Raw genomic sequence first — 21,426 nt, forward strand, 5'->3', positions numbered from 1 at the left:
ATGAACCTGTACTCAACCCCGCCGACGTCGCGCGTGTTGGACGGCAAAGCCACCGCCGCGCAAATCAAGAGCGAACTCACCGAGCGGGTCTTGGCGCTCAAAGCCAAGGGTATCGTGCCCGGTCTGGGCACCGTGCTGGTCGGGGATGACCCGGGCAGCAAGTGGTACGTGGGCGGCAAGCACAAGGACTGCGCCGAGGTGGGTATCGAGTCCATCCGCCGCGACCTGCCGGACACCATCTCGCAGGAGGAACTGGAAGCGGTCCTCGACGAGCTGAACGCGGATCCGGCCTGCACCGGCTACATTGTCCAACTGCCGCTGCCCAAGCACATCGACACCAACCGCATCCTGGAGAAGATCGATCCGGCCAAGGACGCCGACGGGCTGCACCCGATGAACCTGGGCCGGTTGGTGCTCAACGTGGGCGAGCCGCTGGACTCGCCGCTACCTTGCACCCCGCACGGCTGCGTGGAGTTGCTGCTCCGCCACGACATCGAACTGGCTGGCAAGCGCGTGCTGGTGGTGGGCCGCGGCGTCACCGTGGGCCGTCCGCTCGGGCTGCTGCTGACCCGCAAGACAATCAACGCCACGGTGGTCCTGGCCCATACCGGAACCCTGGACCTGGCCGCGGAGCTGCGGGAGGCCGACGTAGTCATTGCCGCCGCAGGCATGCCGCACATGATCAAGGCTGCCGACCTCAAGCCGGGTGCCGTGGTGCTGGACGTGGGTGTGAGCCGGGTCGAGGACGAAGACGGCAAGGCCCGGGTGACCGGCGATGTGGAGCCCGAGGCCCGCAACGTGGCCAGCTGGCTCTCGCCCAACCCCGGCGGCGTCGGCCCGATGACCCGCGCGATGCTGCTGGCGAACGTGGTGGAAGCCGCCGAACGCCAGGCAAGCTAAGCCTCCGGCAGAGACTCAGGAAGGCGGCGTCCCAGTCCGGGATGCCGCCTTCTTGCCGATTCCGGGCGCTTTGCCTGATGGCAGCTGGCGTTATGTCCAGCATCAGCACCGCCGTCATTGTTGACAATCGGCTGGCGGAACGTTGCAGCGACACGCTGGCGCTCGCTGCAACTATTCTCCACTCGATGACCTGTGGATAGCTTCGGCACCGAATCCCGCCTGCTGCACATAATGTCCGCATGAGCCCAGCGCGACGGTCAGGAGCCGAAGGACGCCTTCCCCGAGCGCAGCCGCTCCCGCCACACTTGCAGGACTCCGCCTTCACGTTTCAGGACGGCCTGATATCGGGACTTAGCGAGGGCCAGTTGCGCCATCCGCGCTTCATCCGAATGAGCCGCGGGATTTGCGCCGTCCAGCCGGCCGAACTTGATCTCGCCAGCCGTGTCCGGCCGTTCACCCGCGTCATTGATTCCAGCGCGGCGTCGCATGACACTGCTGCACGCCTGTGGGACTTTCCCGAGCCGGTTAGACATCGCTTCGATCGGCGCATTCACATCTCGCGACCAAGCGGCGGCGCGCGGATGCAGCGACCCGGCGTGATGGGCCACCGATCCGGGCTTCTGCCAGAAGAAGTCGTCTATGTGGATGGGATTTGCGTCACGACGCGCACGAGGACATGGCTGGACTTGGCGGAAACCCTTGATCTGGACGATCTGGTGGTGATTGCGGACTACCTCGTCCGGATTCCACGGCCGGCATTCGAAGGGCGGGCGGAGCCGTACGCCACCCAGAAAGAGCTTCAGGGGATGCTGCGCCGCCACCCTGGCAAACGCGGCCTGCGCAAAGCCAGAGAAGCCTTGTCGTTGGCCCGTGTCGGAGCGGACTCCCCGCCTGAAACCAGATTGCGTTTGGCCATGGCGCGTGCGGGTTTGCCGGAACCCGCTGTGAACCAGCCCATCAGGAACGAAGACGGCGACATCCTGCACCGCCCGGACCTGTCGCTGCCTGAGTACCGCATCGCGATTGAGTACGACGGCGAGGGTCACGGCGATTCCGGCCAGATCGCCCGGGACATTGAGCGGGAAGAACGCGCGCGGGCTGCCGACTGGGACGAAGTGCGGATCTCCAAGCGGCACATGGCCAACGGCGCCAGACGGGCGGTCGAGAAAATCTCGGTGGCGCTCCGTGCACGCGGATGGCGCCAAGAGGACGCCGCCTGACCAGGCCACCGATAACTGCCGGTAGGTGACCGGCCCCGGATCACTGCCGCGACAATGACGGCGTGCAGCCAGCAACAGACGCGAATCCGCGAGCGACAGCAGGGCGCGGACAGCAGACGCTGACAGGTAAAGGCACGGATGGCAGAACGAACGAAAGACCGGACAAAAAGAGCGGGTGCCCGGCCGGAATTGCTTCCGGCCAGGCACCCGCCTGATGAGTTGATTAGCGGCGCTGGATCAGCGCAACCAGCCTGTTGACTAGCGGCGTTGAGTCAGCGCAGCATGTCTGCTCAGACACCCACCTTGACGGCGTCGTCGGTGGATACGCCGCGCCGCTTGTCCATGATGGTGGCTCCGACTTCCTGCTCGGCCTGGTTCTTGATGCTCAGGTCGATACCCTTGCGGTCGCGGAGGAGCGACACGCCGATCACGGAGATCACGATCATGACCAGCAGGTAGACCGAGACCGAGGTGGTGGTGCCGGTGGCCTGCACCAGTGCGGCGGCGATCGTGGGGGCAAAGGCGCCGCCAATGATCGCGCCGAGGGCGTAGGAGATCGAAACCCCGGAGAACCGGATGGAGGCGGGGAAGATCTCGCTGTACCAGGACGACTGCGGTCCGTAGGTCAGGCCGAGGCCGACGCTGAAGAGGACCAGAGCCAGCAGGAGCATCCAGATGCTGCCGGTGTTGACCAGCCAGAACAGCGGGAAGACGGTCAGCGCAAGCGCTGCGTAGCCGATCAGGTAGGTCTTCTTGCGGCCGATCGCGTCGGAGAGGATGCCGCCCACGAGCGTGAAGACCAGCCAGACGGCGGCAGCCGCGGTGATGGCCAGCAGCACCGGGGTGCGGTCCAGCCCGATGGGTCCGTCCGGGTTGGTGGCGTAGTTGGTGATGTAACCGCCGGTGGTCATGTAGCCCGCCGCGTTATTGCCCGCGAAGACCATCGCGGCCAAGATGACCAGCAGCCAGTGCTTCTTGAAGAGTTCAACCACGGGAACGCTGCGCTGCTGCTTGGCCTCGGCAATCTCCTGGAAGACCGGGCTTTCCTCGACGGTCTTGCGGACAATGTAGCCGACCACAATCAGCACGACGCTGAGCAGGAACGGTACGCGCCAGCCCCACTCGATGAATGCCTGGCCGGGGGAGATCACGCCGGTCATCAGCGCCATCACGCCCGAGGCCAGCAGCATGCCCAGCGGCACGCCGATCTGCGGGTAGGAACCGGCGAGGCCGCGCTTGTTCCGGGGCGCATGCTCAACAGCCATCAGCACAGCGCCGCCCCATTCGCCGCCCGCGGACATGCCCTGCAGGATGCGCAGCAGCAGCAGCAGGATCGGCGCGAGCACGCCCGCCGTCGCGTAGGTGGGCAGGAAGCCGATCAGGGTAGTGGCGCCGCCCATCAGGATCAGCGTCAGCACCAGCATGGCGCGGCGGCCAATCTTGTCGCCGTAGTGGCCTGCCAGGAAGGCGCCCAGCGGGCGGAAGAGGAAGCTGATGCCGACGGACGCGAACGCCAGCAGGAGGCCGATGGAATCACCCGCGGGTTTGAAGAAAAGTTCCGCGAACACGAGGCCAGCCGCGGTGGCGTAGATGAAGAAGTCGTACCACTCAATGGTGGTGCCGACGATGGTGGCAAACGCGACGCGACGCTGGTTCGCGGCAGTCGAGCGCCCTGAAACTGCAGTGCTCATGATGTCCTTCAGGAACGGTCACACCGAGGAGATCGGCATGGTGATGGTGCAAGGGGAAGAGGAACGACGACGCCGGTGGCAGTCGCCGCCGATCAGGTCCGTGTTCGGAACCGATCGTGAACGGTTTGAGGCGGCGGCGGCGCAGAAGGGATCCTCCATCTGTGACGCGCGCAACTATTGAACTTATCATTCATTGTGACACGCACTACTTCTATCAGTAAACTTCAGAAAACAGATGAACATTTTTGATCGGACTGCAGAACAATGGCTGACTTCACGCTGCGGCAGCTCGAGCTCTTTGCGGCGCTGCCGGATCATCCGACGTTGGGCTCAGCAGCAGCCAGCTTGAGTATCTCCGAGTCAGCGCTCTCGCAGGCCATCACGGCGCTGGAGCGTGCCGCCGGCGAACAGCTCTGCGTTCGGCGGAAAGCGCGCGGCCTACAGCTGACCCCTTCCGGGCAGTTTTTTGCCCAGCGTGCCCGACTGCTGCTCCGAGATGCTGATGCGCTCATCAACGACCTGGCGGGTGCCGCCGGCGAGCTCAAGGGGCCGGTTCGGCTGGGCTGCTTCGCGAGCTTTGCCAGCACAGTCCTGCCTGCGGTACTCGATCAGCTGCCGGAACAATACCCGGGAATCAGCGTGGAGGTGACGGTCGGTTCGCATGACGAGCTGCTCCCTGCGCTGGATGCCGGCCAGTTGGATCTGGCCATGGTTTATGACATGGAACTCCCGGCCGGTTATCACCAGCGCACCATCTACCGGACTGAGCTGCAGGCAGTGCTGCCCCCGGAGCATCCACTGGCCGCCCGGCCAACGGTGGATCTGGCAGATCTGGCCGACGAACCACTGATCATGTACGAATCGAGTCCCAGCACCGCCAATACCTATCGGGTCTTCGCGGACCGGGGACTTCGCCCGCGCATCGTGTCCTCGATGCCCCAAGTGGTGCTGGTGCAGGCCTTGGTCGGCCGGGGACTGGGCTACGCGCTGCTGATGTCACGGCCGGAAGCTCCGGCCGTGACCGTGGAAGGCAGGGACGTGGCGGTCCGCCCGTTGTCGCCGCCGGTATCCCCAACCACGATGTGTGCCATTTGGCCGGAGACCATGGTCCTCAGCCCGCGGGCGGAGGCAGTGCTGGGCCATGCGGTGCGGGCGCTCAGCGGTAGCGTGCCCGAGTGACGCAATCCCGCGCGAGGTTCCCTCGTCGGGACAAGACCATGCCGGCTCCGCGGCAGGGCTGGGCCGTGCCTCGCCCGAGTTCGCGCTAAACCGTGCCACGCCCGCGTCCGCGCAAGACCGGCCACGCCCGCGTGCGCGCTTGACCTACGTTCCCGCCGCGGTGTTACACCGTGGCGGGTTGTTGTTTGGAGTAGGTCTTGAGGTCGAAGTCGGGGTCGGCGGCTTGTTCGGGGGTGAGAGTGCGTCCGGCGGCGAGCAGACGGCGGGCGGCCATGTGGTCGGCGGGCTGGTTGACCGATTCGACGGCGGCCAGGGCACCGTTGCGGAAGCAGAAGACGGAGAACTTCTCTTCCGCGGGGTCTCCGCGGAGCACGGTCTGGTCGCCGGGGGCTGTCAGGCCGGCGATCTGCAGGCGCAGTGGTCCTTGGTTGGACCAGAACCAGGGCAGGTCGGCGTAGCCATTGGACTCGCCACCGGCGCCGGAACCGGTCTCGGCCTTGCCGGAACCTGAGCGGACCATCGAGGCGGCGGCGTGGCGGGCCTGGTCGGTGGCGTTCTGCACCGATTCGAGCCGGGTGCGGGTGCCGGCGTGGGTGTTGGGGAAGGACGCGCAGTCGCCGAGCGCGTAGATGTCCGGGTCGGAGGTGCGCAGGCAGCCGTCCACGACGATGCCGTTCTCCACCTCCAGGCCGGCGGCGGCGGCCAGTTCGGTACGCGGGATGACGCCGACGCCGACCAGCACCAGATCCGCCGGGTAGCGGTGCCCGGCGGTGGACACCGCGGCAGTGACGTGCCCGTTGTCCCCGCCGAAGGAGGCGATGCCCTCGCCCAGGCGCAGGGTGACGCCGAGGCGTTGGTGGGCGTCGGCGAAGAAGCCGCTCATCAGCGGGGTCAGGGCGCGTCCCATCGGCCGGTCGGCGAACTCGAGCACGGTGACGTCCAGGCCGCGGGCGCGGGCGGCGGCGGCGAACTCCAGGCCGATGAAGCCGGCACCGATGACGACGACGGAGCGCACCGTGTCGAGGCGGGCGTGCAGGACCTGGGCGTCGGTGAGGGTGCGCAGGCCGTGGATGCCGGTCAGCTCGGCACCGGGTACGGCGAGTTCGCGGTTGGCGGCGCCGGTGGCCAACACCAGGGTCGAGTACGCCAGCGTAGTGCCGTCGTCGAGGGTGACGGTCTTGGCCGCGCGGTTGATGGTGGTGACACGCACGCCGAGGCGGGCATCGACGTCGTTAGTGGTGAAGAACTTTTCCGGGCGCAGCGGCAGCGGGACCGGGTCCTTGCCGGCGGCGAGGTAGTCCTTGGACAGCGGCGGGCGCTGGTACGGGTGGTGGATTTCCTCGCCGAGCAGCGTGATGGCCCCGGTGTAGCCTTCCTTGCGCAGTGAATCCACCAGTTGGATGCCGGCCTGGCCGTTGCCAACAACAACCACGTTCTCGGGAGTACTCATCGCGTTCATGGAGGGCCTTTCGGTTAGGGGCGGGCCGGCCGGCGGCCGGGTCAGCTCTGTTCGTCGGGAATGTCGACTTCGATGTCATCGAAGTGGTCTCCGGCCGTGAGCTGGCAGCCAAGACGGCTGCGGGCCGGATCGCGGGGAGAAGCGGTGGTTTCAAGCATTTCTTCTTCGGCGGCGCTGATGGCGGGCAGTCCGTCGAGGCATTCGTCCCGGACGTAAACGTGGCAGGTGGCGTAGATGGCCTGGCCACCGCATTCGCCGATGATTCCGCCAACACCGTTGATCACCGCTGTCATCATGACTGTCATGCCGGCCTCGGCGTCCAGGCTATCGACGTTCCCGTCGGCCTGGTGGTAGGTGATCTTCGCCAAGATTCTTCTCCTTGTTTGGGTCTGAACCTTGATCGTAGGTGCAGCATGGCGCGACGGTTGGCGGTAGCAGAGGCGGATTAGGCCAGCTTAGGTTGCGGGTCGCTCGCGCCAGCCGGCGCCCGCCGGGCCCGCAGGGCTCAAATCTGGTCGTCGGGGACGTCCACTTCGATCTGCTCCAGTTCGTCGCCGACCGTGATCTGGCAGCCCAGCCGGCTGCGCGTCTCGTCCCGCGGACCAGCGGTGCAGTCGAGCATTTCCTCTTCGTCGTCGCCGATTTCCGGCAGCCCGTCGAGGTACTCCGGCCGAACGTAGACGTGGCACGTGGCGCACATGGCCTGGCCGCCGCATTCGCCGACGATGCCGGCCACGCCGTTGGTAACCGCGGCCCGCATCAGCGAGGTGCCGGGGTCCACGTCCAGGACATCAACGTTGCCGTCGGAGTGGTGGAAGCTGATCTTTGCCATGGGGAATTGTCCTTGCTGTAGGCGGGGAGGTTGGGGAGGGAAGTGAAGAAGCACCGGGCCTTAACCCCAGAGCACCGGCATTTTGGTCATGCCGCGGAAGACCCAGCCGGCGTCTACCGGCGCGTTGTCCGGGTCCAAGCGGAGGTTCGGCAGTTCGCGGAAGACCTGCGGCATGGCGATCTGTGCCACCGAGGCCCGGGCCACCCAGGCGCCGGCGCAGAAGTGGTTGCCGCCGCCGAAGGCCAGATGCGGTTTCTTCTCCCGGTTGATGTTGAACGACTCCGGATCCTCGAAGACCGCCGGATCGCGGTTGGCAGCGCCCACCACGATGCCGAGCCGGGCGCCGGCCGGCAGTTGCACGCCTTCGAGCACTGTCTCGGCGGTGGTCTCCCGCGGGTACATGCCGATGGGGGCCACCCAGCGCACTGATTCTTCGAACGCCCGGGCGTACAGCGTCTCATCGGCCAGCACCTGGGCCAGCTGATCCGGGTTGGCCAGCAACGCCCACACCGTGGTGCCCAGGACGTCGCGCGGTTCGTTCAGCCCACCGCCGATGGTCATCTTCATGTTCGCCCGGATGGCTTCGAGCGGGATCGGCATCGACGTCATGCCGGAGAGCAGGCTGGAGTCTGGGTTCTTGCGCAGGTAGGGCAGGATCTCGTCGATCGCGTCGTCGACTTCGTTGTAGGACTGTTCCGACTTGGCCCAGACCTCGGGATCGTCGGCGTAGTTGCCGGTGCCGTCGATCATGGTCTGCGACCACCGCTGCATGTCTTCCTGGCTGGCGTTGTGGAAGCCCATGATCAGGCGCAGGTTTTCCGCGGCGTAGGGGGCGGCGTAGTCCCAGATGAAGTCGGCGCCCGATCCCGCCGCCTTCAGTTGCGCCAGATATTTGTCGCTGTTGGACTGGAAAATGGCGTTCCAATGTTCCTTGATCGCCTTGGGCCGCAGCACGTTTCCGTAGGACTTCCGGTCCACATCATGTTCCGGGTCGTCCTTGCGCAGCATCGAGTGCCCCATGGCCCGCTTCATCAGCGAGTTGGTCTCGTCGGCGGAAAAGCGTTCCTGGTCCTGTTCGATCACATGGCAGGCCCGGTAGCTGGTGACCATGTACCGGTTGACCGCGGGCACCCAGTGCACCGGGGACTCGGCGCGCATCCTTTGGTAGATCGGATACGGGTTCCGGTAGAGGTCCGGGATGGTGACCCAATCCGCGGTGGGAACCGGGTGGGCGGCGGTAGCTGCGGTGGTCATGCTCGGTCTCCTGGCGAGTAGCGGCCGGGACCTGCATCCCGGATTCCGGCTTACCTCTCACCATCGCGGCGTGAGGCGTGTCTCGAATGAGTGTGACAGCAGACATATCCGCCGGTAAAGTTCATATTTTGCGGAATTATCCACCGAAAAACTTTGGAAGCATGCTGGCGTCAGGAGGTCTTCGTGGTCCGGTACACGCTGCGGCAGCTTGCGTACTTCGTCGCAGTGGCCGACGCCGGCACCATTGCCGCCGCAGCGGACGAACTGCATGTCTCGCAGACCGCGGTCGCAGCGGCGGTGAAAGAGCTCGAGCGGATCTTCGGCACGCAGTTGACCGTCCGGCGCAAGGCCCATGGAGTCAGCCTGACCCCGGCGGGCCGGCAGCTGCATGCGCGGGCGGCGGCCTTCCTGCGCGAAGCCGAGGAACTGGAACTCAGCACCAGCAGCGGCGGGGGAGAGCTGGCGGGCCCGCTTGTGGTTGGCTGCTACCTGACCTTGGCGCCGACCATTCTCCCCGGGCTGCTTGAATTCTTCGCCGCCGAGCACCCGAAAGTGCAGCTGGACTTCGTCGAAGGAACCCAGGACGCAGTCCAGGACAAGCTGGTGGCGGGCGAACTGGACCTGGCCATCGTGTATGACATGGACCTTCGGCCCGGGCTGGAGTCGGTGCAGCTGGACAGCATGCAGGCCTACGCGCTGTTGCCCGCCGGCCACCGGTTGGCCAGCCGGGAAACAGTGGCGCTGGCCGAGCTTGCCGAGGAGCCGATGATCCTGCTGGACGCCCCGCCCAGCAGCCATCACACCATGGCGGTGTTCCGGGACGCCTCGGTGGTGCCCCGGATCCGGTACCGGACCACGGATTTCGAGCTGACCCGTTCGCTGGTGGGGCGCGGCATCGGCTACTCGGTGCTGGTGCAGCGCCCGGCCGGCGACGCAACGTATGAGGGCAGACCCTTCACGGCGCTGCCGATCGAGCCAGCGGTCCGTCCGGTGGACGTGAAGATCGTCTGGCCCGAGGGGATCAGGCTGACCGACCGGGCTGCAGAGATGGTGCGGTTTGCGGTTGAGGCTCATGCGCCTCGTCGTGGTGGATCCGGTCGCTGAGTTCGCCCAGTGGTTGGCCGCCGCCGCCCCATTGCCGGGCGATGATTTCGGCCGCGATGGACACCGCGGTTTCCTCAGGGGTACGTGCCCCCAGGTCCAGCCCCACCGGGCTGTGCAAGCGGGACAGTTCCTCGCTGGTGAGGCCCGCTTCGCGCAGCCGCTGCAGGCGGTCGTCGTGTGTGCGCCGTGAGCCCATCGCGCCCACATAAGCGGCTTTGCCCCCGCGCAGGGCAACCTCCAGCAGCGGCACATCGAACTTGGGGTCGTGGGTCAGCACGCAAATGACCGTGCGGTCATCCAGCAAGTCCTGCTGCAGCTGCTCGGTTAGATACCGGTGCGGCCACTGCACCACCACCTCGTCCGCCTCCGGGAAGCGCGCGCGGGTGGCGAAGACCGGCCGGGCATCGCAGACGGTGACCTGGTAGCCCAGGAAGGTTCCCATCCGGGCCAGGGCCGCGGCGAAGTCGATGGCGCCGAAGACCAGCATCCGCGGCCGCGGCGCGAAGCTGCCGAAAAAGATCCGCATCCCCTCGCCGCGCCGGTGCCCGTCGGGTCCATAGGTCAGCGTGGAGTTCCGGCCGGCGGCCAGCAGCCCCAGGGTGTCGTCCGCGACGGCGTGGTTGACGCGCTCGGTTCCCAGATCGCCGTCGAAGCCGTCCGGACGGACGATCAGATGCCGCCCCAGCCAGGCCGCATCCGGGTGCTCAATCACCGTGGCGATGCCCACCGGGCGGGAAGCGGCGATGTCGGCCGCAACCTCGTCGAGCCCGGGAAAGGTCCCGCGGGAGAGCGGCTCCACGAAGACGTCGAGGATTCCGCCGCAGGTCAGTCCCACCGAGAACGCCTCGTCGTCGCTGATGCCGTAGCGCACCAGTGCCGGCTGGCCGCTCGCTGTCACCTCGGTGGCCAGCTCGTACACCGCGCCTTCCACACAGCCGCCCGAGACGGAGCCGATGGCCTCCCCGCCGGAGGTAACCGCCATGGACGCGCCCGGCGGACGCGGCGCTGACTTGAAGGTGCGGACCACCGTGGCCAGGCCCGCCGTTTCGCCTGCCTGCCAGCCGGGCAGCAGCTTTGCCAACACGTCCCGCACGGTCACACGCCTCCGGACCGCAGCAATGCCACCGCTTGCCGGCGCCCCGACCGGCGGCCGGCAAGGTGAGCCAACGCCGCCGCAACCAACACCAGCCCCAGCACCTTGCCGGGGCTGCGCAGCTGGTCCGCGAGCACTTGCCTGGCCACGGCAAGCCCGTCCAGGCTGCTCTCGCCTTGCCGTCCGGCCGACGCCGATGCAGGGGCGGGGGAGGAGGACGACGGCGGTGCGGCCGGCTGCGTCTCGGCCGCGGACCCGCGCTGTGTCCCGGCAGCCGGGGGCGGGGCCGTGGGCGCAGACTCCCTGGGCGCAGACTCCTTGGCCGCAGACGTGGCGGATGTCGACGTAGCGGATGGGGATGCGGCGGACGACGGTGCGGCTGACGCGGGCGCCGCCTCGGCACCGGCGTCGGGCGTGTTGGTGTCCTGCGCCTTGATCATTTCCTGCAGGTTCTGGGTGAATACGGCCAGCATCTGGTCCGTGACGCTGCCGATCACGCTCTTGCCCATGGCCGCCGCCTTGCCGGACAACGTCAGGTCGGCGTTGACGCTGGCCTCGGTGGCAGCTCCGGATTCGGACAGCTGCATGGTCACCGAAGCCTCTGCGGCGCCCTGTCCCCGTGCTTCGCGCGCTTTCCCCTGCAGCGTTGCCCGCCGGGCGTCGGCGTCGCGCTCCACCACATGCAAGGTGCCCTTGTACTGCATAGTCACCGGCCCCAGCTTCACCTTCATGGCCACCTGGTACTCGTCCTCGGAGGTCTTTTCCAGGATCTGCGCTCCGGGGATGCAGCCGGCCACCCGTTCGAAGTCCATCAGGGTTTCCCAAACCGTCCCGATCGGTGCGGTGACGGAGAACGTGCGCTCAAGCTGCATTACCGTGTCCTTTGCCTGGTGAACTGGTTGGTGGTCCGCGGGCCGGGGCCCTGGCTGCGGTCGGAGCGGATGGCCGCGGCCACCTCCGACAAGGCGGTGTAGCTGTGGCCGCTGACGAACGCGTCGCAGTAAGGCAGGGCGGCCGCCATGCCGCCCGCCAGCGGTTGGTAATCTACCGCCACCTTACGGGGATTGATCCAGATGATTCGATACGCCAGCCGCCGCAGCCGCTGCATCTGCGCGGCCACCTCGGCGGGATCGTCTTGCGCCCAGCCGTCGGAGATGACCACCACCACGGCGCCGCGGGCCATGCCCTGGCGGCCGTAGTCGTCAATGAACCGGTGCAGGCTTTCGGCAAGACGCGTGCCGCCGGCCCAGTCCCGCACTTCGAGGGCGGCCCGGGCCAGCGCGGCGTCCGGGTCGCGGACAGCCAACTGCCGGGTGAGCCGGGTGAGACGGGTGGAAAAGACGAAGGCTTCCGCCCGGGCCCCCGCCGCCGCGCCCTGCAGCAGCGAGAGGAACACCCGCGTGTAGGACTCCATGGAACCGGAGACATCGCACAGCAGCACCAGCCGGCGGGGCTTGGGCCGCCGCTGCGCAAAGACCAGGCGGGTGGCGTCGGGGCCGTTGCGGCGGGCGGTCCGGGCGGTGCGGCGGATATCCAGCCGGGAGCTGCTGCGGGCCGATCGGCGGGTCCGTCGGCTGTCCCGGACGGGAGTCGAGAGCACTATCCGGCGGACCAGTTGCCGCACCACGGCGGTCTCTTCCTCGGTCAGCTCCGCAAAGGACGTTTGGTGCAGCCGCTCCTGCCCCGACGCCATCAACAGCACCGATTCGCGCGGCGGCCCCTCACCGGAACCGGCTCCGTCCCTGCCCGGGAACATGCCCGGTGGGAGGGCCGCGTCGGGCGCCGGACGGTGGTCGGACGGGCTGTCGGCGCCGGTGGGCCGCTCCGTGGCGCCTTGGCCCGACCACGGCGGGTGGTTCGGATCGCCGCGGTGTTCAGCCGGATCCGGTATCAGGCCGGCGGCACCGCCGAAGAGCACCGCGAACACGGCGTCGAAAACCGGCAGCTGCTCGCGGTCGGAGACCAGCACCACACGGCAGGCCCAGTACAACGTGGTCCGGTCGGCCGGCGGCAGCAGACGCAGCGCTTCGGCCAGCCGGCCGGCGCGGTCCGGCGAGGTGGGCATCCCGGCGCGGCGCAGCGCCGTCGTGAGGCCTGCACAAAAAGCCGCCATGTCCGCGGGATGCACCACGCCGCTGATGCCACGCTCAGTCATGGCTGCCCACCAACCACGCGCCGCCCCGGGCGGCGACGAGCTCAAGATCATCCCGGTTCTTGAGCACCGAGCCCCAGGTCCGTTCGGCGCTCGCCGCGTCCAGCCGGTCCGCCCCCAGCAGGCTGAGCGCTGACACCCAATCGATGGCCTCGGCGATGCCCGGAGGCTTGACCATGTCCAGGGTCCGCAGCCGTGCGATGGCAGCGGCCGCCTGCAGCGCGATGGATTCGGTGCTGGACGGGACCCGGCGCCGAACAATCTCGGCGATCCTTTCCGGGGCCGGATAGTCGATCCAGTGGTACAGGCAGCGGCGGGTAAGCGCGTCATGCAGGTCGCGGGTCCGGTTGGAGGTCAGCACGATGATCGGCGGATGCGCGGCGCGGATGGTCCCCAGTTCGGGGACGCTGACAGCCGCTTCGGCGAGCAGCTCGAAGGTGAACGCTTCAAACTCGGCATCCGCGCGGTCGATCTCGTCCAACAGCAGTACGGCCGGGCGCGGTCCCGGGTGCTCGATGGCCTGCAGCAGCGGGCGGCGCAGCAGGTACTTCTCGGCGAAGAGGTCTGTTTCGGCCAGTTCACTGTGCTGTACTTCTGCCAGCCGGATGCCCAGCAGTTGGCGCTGGTGGTTCCACTCGTACAACGCCTCGCCGGCGTCGATGCCCTCGTAGCACTGCAGCCGGTACAGGGGAGTGTCCAGCACCTGGGCCAGCGCCTTGGCGGCTTCGGTCTTTCCCACCCCGGCTTCGCCTTCGAGCAGGATCGGCTGCGGGAGCCGCAGGGCCAGGAACAAGGCGGTGGCCAGGCCGGTATCGGCCACGTAGTCCACCGCGTCCAGCGCCGCGATCAGCGCTTCCACGTCAGGAACGCGGTTCCGCACGTCCGGCTGGCTGCCGTCCTGCGCGTCCGTCCGCGCCGCCGAGGTCATCGCATGCTCCGCAGCGCTGCCAGGAGCTGCCGGTAATCGTCCTCGGTGTCCACGTCCAACGGGATGGGACCAGGGATGGCGACCTCGACGACGTCGGCGGCCCGTTGCTCCAGCAGCTTCCACACCGCCTTGTCGCCGTGCAGCCGGGCCAGCAGCGGGAACAGCGAGCGGTGGAACGCGAACGGATGGCCCACGCCGTCGTCATACTGGCACACCGCCAGCGGCGCGTCGCCCCGGGCGGCCAGCAGCGTGTGCACCGTGGCCGGTGTTACCCCTGGCTGGTCGCCGAGCAACAGGACCACGGCTTCGGTCTGCGGGTGCAGCGCCGGGATGGCCGCCGCAATCGAGGACGAGCAGCCGTCGGCGAAGGCCTGGTTGTCCACCACGTCGCAGCCGCTGGTATCCACGGCCCGGCGCACCGCCTCGGCGGCTCCGCCCAGCGCCAGGACGATCTGGGCGAATCCTGCCACGCGGGCTGTTCCGAGCACGGCATCGAGCAGCACGCCGTTGCCGTAAGGCAGCAGCTGCTTGGGCCTGCCGAGCCTGCGGGATCCTCCGGCGGCGAGCACCAGGGCGGCGATCCGGTGTTCAGGAGATGACGGCATAGTGCTCCGGATCCTTGAGGAATGTGGCCCGGCAGCCGGCGGAGCAGAAGTAAACGGTGCTGCCGGCGTGTTCCACGTGCAGGGTGGCGTGAATGGCCGGAACCGTCATGCCGCAGACCGGGTCCAGCGCGGTGGCGGGCTCCGCCGAGCCAGGCTCCGCCGGAATGGGCTCCGCCGCGCCAGATTCCCCCGGACCAGGTTCCGCAGGGCCAGAATCCGACGTCGACTCGTCGCCGTCCGCCGCCGCCGAGGGCTTGACGCCGCCCGCCACGGCTGTCGGCCGCACGCCGGCGGCCGCCTCGGAGCGTTCGGAGACCAGTTCCGCCAGGATGGCCAGGGCCGTTTCTTCCGGTGTGCGGGCTCCCAGCGCCAGTCCGGCCGGGCAGTGCACCCGGGACCGAAGTTCCTCGTCCACGTCCAGCGAGGCGAGCACGTCGTTGCCGCGCCGTTCGCTGGCCACCAGCGCGACGTAGGGGACGGAGGCCTTCAGCGCCGCGGTGAGGGCAGCTTCTTCCTCCCGGCCGTGCGAGGCGACGATGAGCGCCGCATCATCCGGCCGGGGTTCCGCCGCGCTGCCGGACACCAGCTCCGGCTCGTAGCCCAGCACCGACCCCAGCGCGGCCAGTGCCTGCGCTATCGGGCTGGCGCCGACCACCACTATCCGTGGTGCCGGCAGCTGCGGCTGCAGGAAGATTTCCACCGAGCCGCCGCTCAGGCACGGATTCGCCACGGTGACCGCACCCTCCTCCTGGTTCCGGACCGGCTCGCCCGGCATCACCCGCAGCAGCAGCGGCTCGCCGGAGGCCAAGGTCCGCAGGCCGTAGTCGCGCACGGAAGCTTCCACGCAGTTCCCGCCCACGAACCCCTCGATGGTGCCACCGGCCAGCACCAGCGCGGTATCGCCCGCGCGGGCGCTGGTCGGATGCTGGGCGCGGACCACGGTGGCACGGACGAAAGGTTCCCGCCGCCTGCTCAGTTCCTCAGCCCTGGCGGCCAGGGTCATCTCACGCTGCGGCATGTCACACCGGGGGTCTCGGCCGGCCCTGCATGGCCTCCCAGACGCGGGCGGGGGTGCACGGCATGTCCATATGCGTGATGCCAAACGGCGCCAGTGCATCGACGACGGCGTTGACGATGGCCGGCGGCGACCCTACCGTGGCGGATTCGCCGATGCCCTTCGCGCCGATGGGATGGTGCGGCGACGGCGTGACCGTGAAACCGGTCTCCCAGTCCGGAACCTCCATCGCCGTCGGGATCAGATAGTCCATGAAGGAGCCGCCCAGGCAGTTGCCGTCCTCGTCGAATTCGATGATCTCCATCAGCGCCATCCCGACGCCGTCGGTCAGCCCGCCGTGGATCTGGCCCTCGATGATCATCGGGTTGATCCGGGTGCCACAGTCGTCCACCGCAATGAAGCGGCGGACTTTCACGTGGCCGGTGCCGGGGTCCACATCGACCACGCAGATGTAGGCGCCGAACGGAAAAGTCAGGTTCGGCGGATCGTACGTGACCACTGCGTCTAGGTTGCCGTCGATTCCTTCGGGCAGGGCCACCGTGCCGTGGGCGCCCAAGGCGATTTCCGCCATCGTCTTGCTCGCGCCGGGGTCGCCCTTCACAAACCAGCGGCCCTTCTCCCATTCCAGGTCCTCGGGACGGGTTTCGAGCATCGCTGCCGCGATCAACTTCGCCTTGTCCCGGACTTTGCGGGCCACCAGCGCCACCGCGCCGCCGCTCACCGGCGTGGAGCGGCTGCCGTAAGTGCCCAGGCCAAACGGCGTCTGGTCGGTGTCGCCATGCACCACATCGATGTCCTCCGGCGGGATGCCCAGCTCCTCGGCCACGATCTGCGCGAAGGTGGTCTCGTGGCCTTGCCCCTGCGATTGCACCGACAGCCGGACCACCGCCTTGCCGGTGGGGTGGACCCGCAGTTCGGCGCCGTCGGCCATGCCCAGGCCAACAATGTCGAAGTGCTTGCGCGGGCCGGCACCGACGGTCTCGGTGAAGAAGGAGATTCCGATGCCCATCAGTTCGCCGCGCTCGCGCTTCTCGGCCTGCTCGCGGCGCAGTTCCTCGTAACCGGCAAGCTTCATGGACAGCCGCATGGCCGGTTCGTAATTTCCCGAGTCGTACTCCCAGCCGGTCTTGTTGGCGTAGGGGAACTGCTCGGGCCGGATGAAGTTTTTCAGCCGCAGTTCGGCCGGATCCATCTCCAGTTTGCGGGCCAGCACGTCCACCATGCGTTCCACCAGGTACGCGGCCTCGGTAACCCGGAAGGAACAGGCGTAGGCGACGCCGCCCGGTGCCTTGTTGGTGTAGACGCCGGTGACCTTGCAGTACGCCGCCTGCAGGTCGTAGCTGCCGGTGAAGATGCTAAAGAAGCCGGCCGGGGTCTTGGTGGGCTGGGCGGTGGCGTTGAACGCGCCGTGGTCGGCCAGCACATTGGTCCGCAGCGCCAGGATCTTGCCGTCCTTGGTGGCGGCAATTTCCCCGCGCATCAGGTAGTCCCGCGCGAAGGAGGTTGACATCAGGTTCTCCGAGCGGTCCTCCACCCACTTGACCGGTTTGCCGGTCACGATGGACCCGACGACGGCGAGGACGTAGCCCGGATAGATGCCCACCTTGTTGCCGAACCCGCCGCCGATGTCCGGCGATACCACGCGGATCTTGTGCTCGGGAATGCCGGCCACCATCGCATACAGGGTGCGGTGCGCATGCGGCGCCTGGGTGGTCTCGTACAGGGTCAGGCCGCCGTCGATCGGATCGAAATCCGCCACCGCCCCGCAGGTTTCCATCGGGGCCGGATGAACCCGCGGGTAGACCATGTCCTGGGCGACGACGACGTCGGCCGCGGCGAACACTGCCTCGGTCTCGTCCGCATCGCCGATCTCCCAATCGAAAATGTGGTTGTCGGTGCGGCCGGCCAGATCGTCGCGGATGACGGGCGCATCGGCGTCGAGCGCTTTCCGGGCGTCGATGACCGGCGGCAGGATGTCATATTCGACGTCGATCAGTTCCAGCGCGTCACGGGCGGCGTAGCGGTCCTCGGCGACCACGAACGCGACTTCCTGGCCCTGGAACCGGACCTTGTCCGTCACCAGCACGGCCTGCACGTCCGCGGACAGCGTGGGCGCCCAGGCGAGATTCAGGGCCTCCAGATCCTTGCCGGTAATGACTGCCTTGACCTTCGGGTGTGCCAGCGCCTCGGACGTGTCCATCGAGACCAGCCGGGCGTGCGCCACCGGGGCGCGCAGGATGGCGCCGTGCAGCATGCCCGGCAGCACAATGTCGTCGACGTAGCGGCCCTTGCCGCGGATGAACCGCGGGTCTTCCTTCCGCTGAATCCGGCCGAATCCGATCGGCCGGTCCTTGTCGCCCGCGGCCGGATTGCCCGGCCGGGCACCGTCTGACGGGCCCTGGGACGCCAGCCGGTCCTGGATGGTGGTCATGCCGTCACCTCTTCAGTTTCACTGGAACCGGCTGCGTCCACCGCGGCACCCTTGCCGCCTGGATGATCCGCTGCCCATTGGATTGAGCGGACGATGGTGGCGTAGCCGGTGCAGCGGCAGATCTGGCCGGAGATCGCTTGCCGGATTTCACCGTCGTCCGGATGCGGGTTCTTATCCAGCAGGGCCCGGGCGGTGAGCATCATTCCGGGGGTGCAGAAGCCGCACTGCAGCCCGTGCTCCTCCATGAATCCTTGCTGAACCGGGTCCAGGCCGCCGTCGCTGGCGAGCCCTTCCACGGTACGGATCTCATGCCCGTCCGCCATCGCCGCCAGCACGGTGCAGGACTTCACCGGCTGCCCGTCCATCAACACCACGCAGGTGCCGCAGTTGCTGGTGTCGCAGCCCCAATGGGTTCCGGTCAGGCCGAGTTCTTCGCGGATGAAATGGACCAGGAGCACGCGCGGTTCGATGTCGCGGGTCACCTCGTTGCCGTTGACGCTCATGCTGATCTGCATGGTTCAGCCTTCCTGTTCTTCCGATGCGCGCGCGCAGGCGCGGCGAAGCACCCGGCGGGTCAGTTCGTCGGCTAGATGCCGCTTGTAGTCGACTCCGCCGCGTTGGTCGGCAACCGGCTCGCAGGCGGCGGCGGCAATCCGGCCCGCCTCGGCGAAGAGGTCGTCGTCCGGCCGCCGGCCGGCCAGCAGGTCGCCGATCCCGTCCACCGTGCCGTCCAAGCCCACCGCGGTGAGCCCCACCGAGGACTCGTCGATGGTGCCGTCGGCTGCCAGCGACACTGCGGCCCCGGCCGAGGCGGTGGCCCAGTCGCCCACCCGGCGCTCGACCTTTTCGTAGGCACTGCTTGATCTGGCGCGGATGGGGAAACGGAGTTCGAACAGGAGCTCGTTCTGGCTCACGGCGGTTTCGTACGGGCCGCGGTGGAACTCATCCATGGAGATGACGCGCTCGCCGGCCGGACCGCGGATCACCGCCTCGGCGCGGAGTACATCGCAGACGGTGGAGAGATCTTCGGCCGGGTCCGCCTGGCAGAGCGAGCCGCCGATGGTGCCCCGGTTGCGCACCACCGGATCGGCAATCACCCGCTCGGCATCGGTCACGATCGGGAACAAGCGGGCGACCTCGGGTGACTCAAGGAGCGTGGTGTGGCGGGTCAGGGCGCCGACCCTGAACACGTTGCCTTCGCGCATCATGAAGTCCAGTTCGGCCAGGCCGTTGATGTCGATCAGCCACTCAGGCCGGGCCAGCCGGAGTTTCATCATCGGCAGCAGGCTGTGCCCGCCGGCCACCAGCCGGGACTCCGGCCCGTGCCGTTCGAGCAGCGCCAGCGCGTCGTTCACGTCGCTGGCGCGCACATAGTCGAATGGAGCAGGAATCTGCATGGTCTACCCCTCAAAGACACGTCACCCTCACCGTTGAGGGCCCCCATGAGGCACATGTTGCTCCTTGCCCCAAGGGGTGTCAAGATCCTCATAAGCGAAAGGTTATGACCTGCGATGTCCATGACTTTGAACCAGCTCAAGGCCTTTGCCTTGGTGGCACGGCTGGGTTCGCTGCGGGCCGCTGCCGCGGAGTTGGCGGTCAGCGAGCCGGCGGTCTCAGCCGCGTTGGCCGCGCTGCGCCAGGATCTGGGCGATCCGCTGTTCGTCCGGGCCGGCGGCGGCATTGCCCTGACACCTGGTGGCCGCGCGCTCGCGGCCCATGCCCAGGAAATCGTGGGGCTGGCCGATCACGTGCGCCGCGAGGTGGCCCAGGCCGAGGCCGCGTCCGGCAGCCTGCGGGTATTGGCCACAGCGGATTTTGCCGAGCACGCAGCCGGCCGGCTGGTGGATTACTACACCAAGCGGGTGCCCGGGGCCAGGGTGGACGTGGTGGTGGAACCGGCGGCGGATATGGCGGCCTTGCTGGCCAACCACGCCTACGACATAGCTTTGGGATCCCGGCCGCAGCCGCCGCATCACCCCGCGCTGGAGGTGGTTCCGTTCCTGCGCTACCAGCGTGTGCTGGTGTCGTCGCCCGACCACCCGGTGGCCCGGTTGGAGGGAACGGCCCTGGCCGAGCAGTTGCCGGACCATCGCTGGTTCACCGGGCCGGCCGGCCTGGATGGACTGGACCTGCAACGCTGGCTGGGACCCCTCTCCGGGCCGCCGGAGACCATCGAGATGTCCAGCGAGACCAGCGCCTTGGCCGCCGTCCGGTCCGGCGAGGGCATCATGCTGGCGCTCGAACACATCGTCCGGCCGGAACTGGCCGGCGGCCTGCTGGCACGGCTGCCCGCAGCGGGCACCCCGCTGCCCGGACTGTGGTGGGCCAGCACCCTGGACCATGGCCGGGCCACGGCCGCTGCCCGGACGCTGCAGCGCATCGCCGGCACGGCGCAGGCCACCGCGGCCATGGTGGCGCCGGGAGGGCCCCGCGGCCTGGCCCGGCGCGGCTCCAAAGTGCACGTGGCCTTATGGAGCTGACATGACCCCGATTGGCTTTCCTCAATCAGTGATGTGATCTAGGCTATAGCAGTGCCTCAAACATCTCTTTCACACCGGCTGCCGCAGCAGGCGCCCGCCGCCGTCATCACCGCCCGGAATGTGGTGAAGACCTACGGCGATTTCAACGCCGTCGACGGCATCTCATTCGACGTCCAGCCGGGGGAGTCCTTCGGACTGCTCGGTCCGAACGGTGCGGGCAAGTCCACCACCATGCGGATGATCGGCGGCGTCTCGCAGCGGACCTCCGGCGAGCTGAGCATCATGGGCCTCGATCCGGACCAACACGGACCGGAAGTGCGGGCGCATCTGGGCGTGGTGCCGCAGCAGGACAACCTCGACGAGGAACTGAAGGTCCGCGACAACCTGATCGTCTACGGCCGCTACTTCGGTCTGCCGTACTCCTACCTGCGGCCCAAGGCCGACGAACTGCTGGAATTCGCGCAGCTGACGGACAAGGCCAAGGCCAAGGTGGACGCCCTCTCCGGCGGCATGAAGCGGCGCCTGACCATTGCCCGTTCGCTGATGAACGATCCGAAGGTGCTGCTGCTGGACGAGCCCACCACCGGCCTCGACCCGCAGGCCCGCCACATTCTCTGGGACCGGCTCTTCCGGCTCAAGGAAGCGGGGGTCACCCTGATCCTGACCACCCATTACATGGATGAGGCGGAACAGCTGTGTGACCGCCTGATCGTGGTCGACAAGGGCAAGATCATGGCGGAAGGCTCGCCGTCGGCACTGATCCGCGAGCATTCCACCCGCGAGGTGCTGGAACTTCGGTTCGGTTCCGAGCGGAATACCACCGTGGCGCCGGAGCTGGGAGGCATCGGGGAGCGGCTTGAAACGCTGCCCGACCGAATTCTCATTTATGCCGACGACGGCGAGGCGGCGCTTGAGCAGGTGTCGAACCGCGGGCTTCGCCCGATCACCTCGCTGGTGCGGCGCTCCAGCCTGGAGGATGTCTTCCTCCGGCTGACCGGCAGGAGCCTCATTGACTGAGCAACAGCCTTCGCAGGTACCCGGCGGGCAGGAGGCGGAAGCAGCCTCGCTAGCCTCGGCCGAGTC

At 67.9% G+C, this 21,426-nt stretch carries 20 protein-coding genes; 6 read left to right on the forward strand and 14 right to left on the reverse strand.

Annotation, left to right across the window (positions count from 1 at the left end; translation table 11 throughout):
* Together AB0N75_RS06385 and AB0N75_RS06390 are read left to right on the forward strand one after the other, a co-directional pair.
* Entirely contained in the window at positions 1–900 is a 900-nt protein-coding gene (locus AB0N75_RS06385; protein WP_364646769.1) for a bifunctional methylenetetrahydrofolate dehydrogenase/methenyltetrahydrofolate cyclohydrolase, read from the forward strand.
* 305 nt (positions 901–1,205) lie between these two features.
* On the forward strand, positions 1,206–2,120 hold the full coding sequence (locus tag AB0N75_RS06390; protein WP_364646772.1) for a hypothetical protein: 915 nt from the start codon (positions 1,206–1,208) through the stop codon (positions 2,118–2,120).
* Between the two features lie 290 nt (positions 2,121–2,410).
* On the opposite strand, the gene AB0N75_RS06395 is transcribed toward AB0N75_RS06390, so the two are convergent.
* Entirely contained in the window at positions 2,411–3,811 is a 1,401-nt protein-coding gene (locus AB0N75_RS06395) for an MFS transporter (RefSeq protein WP_364646775.1), read from the reverse strand.
* Between the two features lie 264 nt (positions 3,812–4,075).
* Between AB0N75_RS06395 and AB0N75_RS06400 the strand changes: the two genes are divergently transcribed.
* A complete protein-coding gene (locus tag AB0N75_RS06400) occupies positions 4,076–4,990 on the forward strand; it encodes a LysR family transcriptional regulator (protein ID WP_364646778.1) in 915 nt (304 codons plus the stop codon).
* Positions 4,991–5,153: 163 nt separating this feature from the next.
* Here the strand turns inward: AB0N75_RS06400 and AB0N75_RS06405 are convergent, their stop codons facing one another.
* The 4 genes from AB0N75_RS06405 to AB0N75_RS06420 form a co-directional block, all read right to left on the reverse strand.
* The gene (locus tag AB0N75_RS06405; protein WP_364646781.1) at positions 5,154–6,440 is read right to left on the reverse strand and encodes an FAD-dependent oxidoreductase; all 1,287 of its coding nucleotides are present in this window, start codon (positions 6,438–6,440) and stop codon (positions 5,154–5,156) included.
* Positions 6,441–6,490: 50 nt separating this feature from the next.
* Complete coding sequence (locus tag AB0N75_RS06410; RefSeq protein WP_364646784.1) at positions 6,491–6,817, reverse strand: ferredoxin; 327 nt, start codon at positions 6,815–6,817, stop codon at positions 6,491–6,493.
* Positions 6,818–6,954: 137 nt separating this feature from the next.
* Complete coding sequence (locus AB0N75_RS06415) at positions 6,955–7,281, reverse strand: 2Fe-2S iron-sulfur cluster-binding protein (RefSeq protein ID WP_364646787.1); 327 nt, start codon at positions 7,279–7,281, stop codon at positions 6,955–6,957.
* Positions 7,282–7,341: 60 nt separating this feature from the next.
* Complete coding sequence (locus AB0N75_RS06420) at positions 7,342–8,535, reverse strand: cytochrome P450 (RefSeq protein WP_364646790.1); 1,194 nt, start codon at positions 8,533–8,535, stop codon at positions 7,342–7,344.
* Between the two features lie 183 nt (positions 8,536–8,718).
* Between AB0N75_RS06420 and AB0N75_RS06425 the strand changes: the two genes are divergently transcribed.
* Positions 8,719–9,639, forward strand: a complete 921-nt coding sequence (locus AB0N75_RS06425; RefSeq protein ID WP_364646793.1) for a LysR substrate-binding domain-containing protein — start codon at positions 8,719–8,721, stop codon at positions 9,637–9,639.
* On the opposite strand, the gene AB0N75_RS06430 is transcribed toward AB0N75_RS06425, so the two are convergent.
* The 9 genes from AB0N75_RS06430 to AB0N75_RS06470 are packed head-to-tail and all read right to left on the reverse strand — an operon-like array spanning position 9,557 to position 19,260.
* Positions 9,557–10,732: an XdhC/CoxI family protein gene (locus AB0N75_RS06430; RefSeq protein WP_364646796.1), complete on the reverse strand. Its 1,176-nt coding sequence runs from the start codon at positions 10,730–10,732 to the stop codon at positions 9,557–9,559. The genes AB0N75_RS06425 and AB0N75_RS06430 overlap by 83 nt on opposite strands.
* Positions 10,733–10,734: 2 nt before the next feature.
* Positions 10,735–11,604 (reverse strand): SRPBCC family protein, encoded by an 870-nt coding sequence (locus AB0N75_RS06435; RefSeq protein WP_364646799.1) that lies wholly within the window; start codon positions 11,602–11,604, stop codon positions 10,735–10,737.
* The gene (locus AB0N75_RS06440; protein ID WP_364646802.1) at positions 11,604–12,887 is read right to left on the reverse strand and encodes a VWA domain-containing protein; all 1,284 of its coding nucleotides are present in this window, start codon (positions 12,885–12,887) and stop codon (positions 11,604–11,606) included. The genes AB0N75_RS06435 and AB0N75_RS06440 overlap by 1 nt, the downstream gene beginning before the upstream one ends.
* Positions 12,880–13,812 carry a MoxR family ATPase gene (locus AB0N75_RS06445; protein WP_364646805.1) on the reverse strand — a complete coding sequence of 311 codons (933 nt, stop codon included), beginning with the start codon at positions 13,810–13,812 and terminating at the stop codon, positions 12,880–12,882. The genes AB0N75_RS06440 and AB0N75_RS06445 overlap by 8 nt, the downstream gene beginning before the upstream one ends.
* The gene (locus tag AB0N75_RS06450) at positions 13,809–14,417 is read right to left on the reverse strand and encodes a nucleotidyltransferase family protein (protein WP_364646808.1); all 609 of its coding nucleotides are present in this window, start codon (positions 14,415–14,417) and stop codon (positions 13,809–13,811) included. Before AB0N75_RS06450 ends, AB0N75_RS06445 begins: the two co-directional genes overlap by 4 nt.
* Entirely contained in the window at positions 14,401–15,435 is a 1,035-nt protein-coding gene (locus AB0N75_RS06455; RefSeq protein ID WP_364646811.1) for an XdhC family protein, read from the reverse strand. The genes AB0N75_RS06450 and AB0N75_RS06455 overlap by 17 nt, the downstream gene beginning before the upstream one ends.
* Before the next feature lies 1 nt (position 15,436).
* Positions 15,437–17,863, reverse strand: a complete 2,427-nt coding sequence (locus tag AB0N75_RS06460; RefSeq protein ID WP_364646814.1) for an aerobic carbon-monoxide dehydrogenase large subunit — start codon at positions 17,861–17,863, stop codon at positions 15,437–15,439.
* Complete coding sequence (locus AB0N75_RS06465; protein ID WP_364646817.1) at positions 17,860–18,378, reverse strand: (2Fe-2S)-binding protein; 519 nt, start codon at positions 18,376–18,378, stop codon at positions 17,860–17,862. The genes AB0N75_RS06460 and AB0N75_RS06465 overlap by 4 nt, the downstream gene beginning before the upstream one ends.
* 3 nt (positions 18,379–18,381) lie before the next feature.
* The gene (locus tag AB0N75_RS06470) at positions 18,382–19,260 is read right to left on the reverse strand and encodes a xanthine dehydrogenase family protein subunit M (RefSeq protein ID WP_364646819.1); all 879 of its coding nucleotides are present in this window, start codon (positions 19,258–19,260) and stop codon (positions 18,382–18,384) included.
* Positions 19,261–19,374: 114 nt separating this feature from the next.
* Here AB0N75_RS06470 and AB0N75_RS06475 point away from each other — a divergent pair, with 114 nt between their 5' ends.
* Positions 19,375–20,343, forward strand: a complete 969-nt coding sequence (locus tag AB0N75_RS06475; RefSeq protein ID WP_364646822.1) for a LysR family transcriptional regulator — start codon at positions 19,375–19,377, stop codon at positions 20,341–20,343.
* A 51-nt stretch (positions 20,344–20,394) separates the two neighbouring features.
* Entirely contained in the window at positions 20,395–21,360 is a 966-nt protein-coding gene (locus tag AB0N75_RS06480; RefSeq protein ID WP_241913355.1) for an ATP-binding cassette domain-containing protein, read from the forward strand.
* Positions 21,361–21,426: the final 66 nt, after the last annotated feature.

Source organism: Arthrobacter sp. NPDC089319 (assembly GCF_040684925.1).
In the GTDB taxonomy this organism is placed as follows: Bacteria; Actinomycetota; Actinomycetes; order Actinomycetales; family Micrococcaceae; genus Crystallibacter.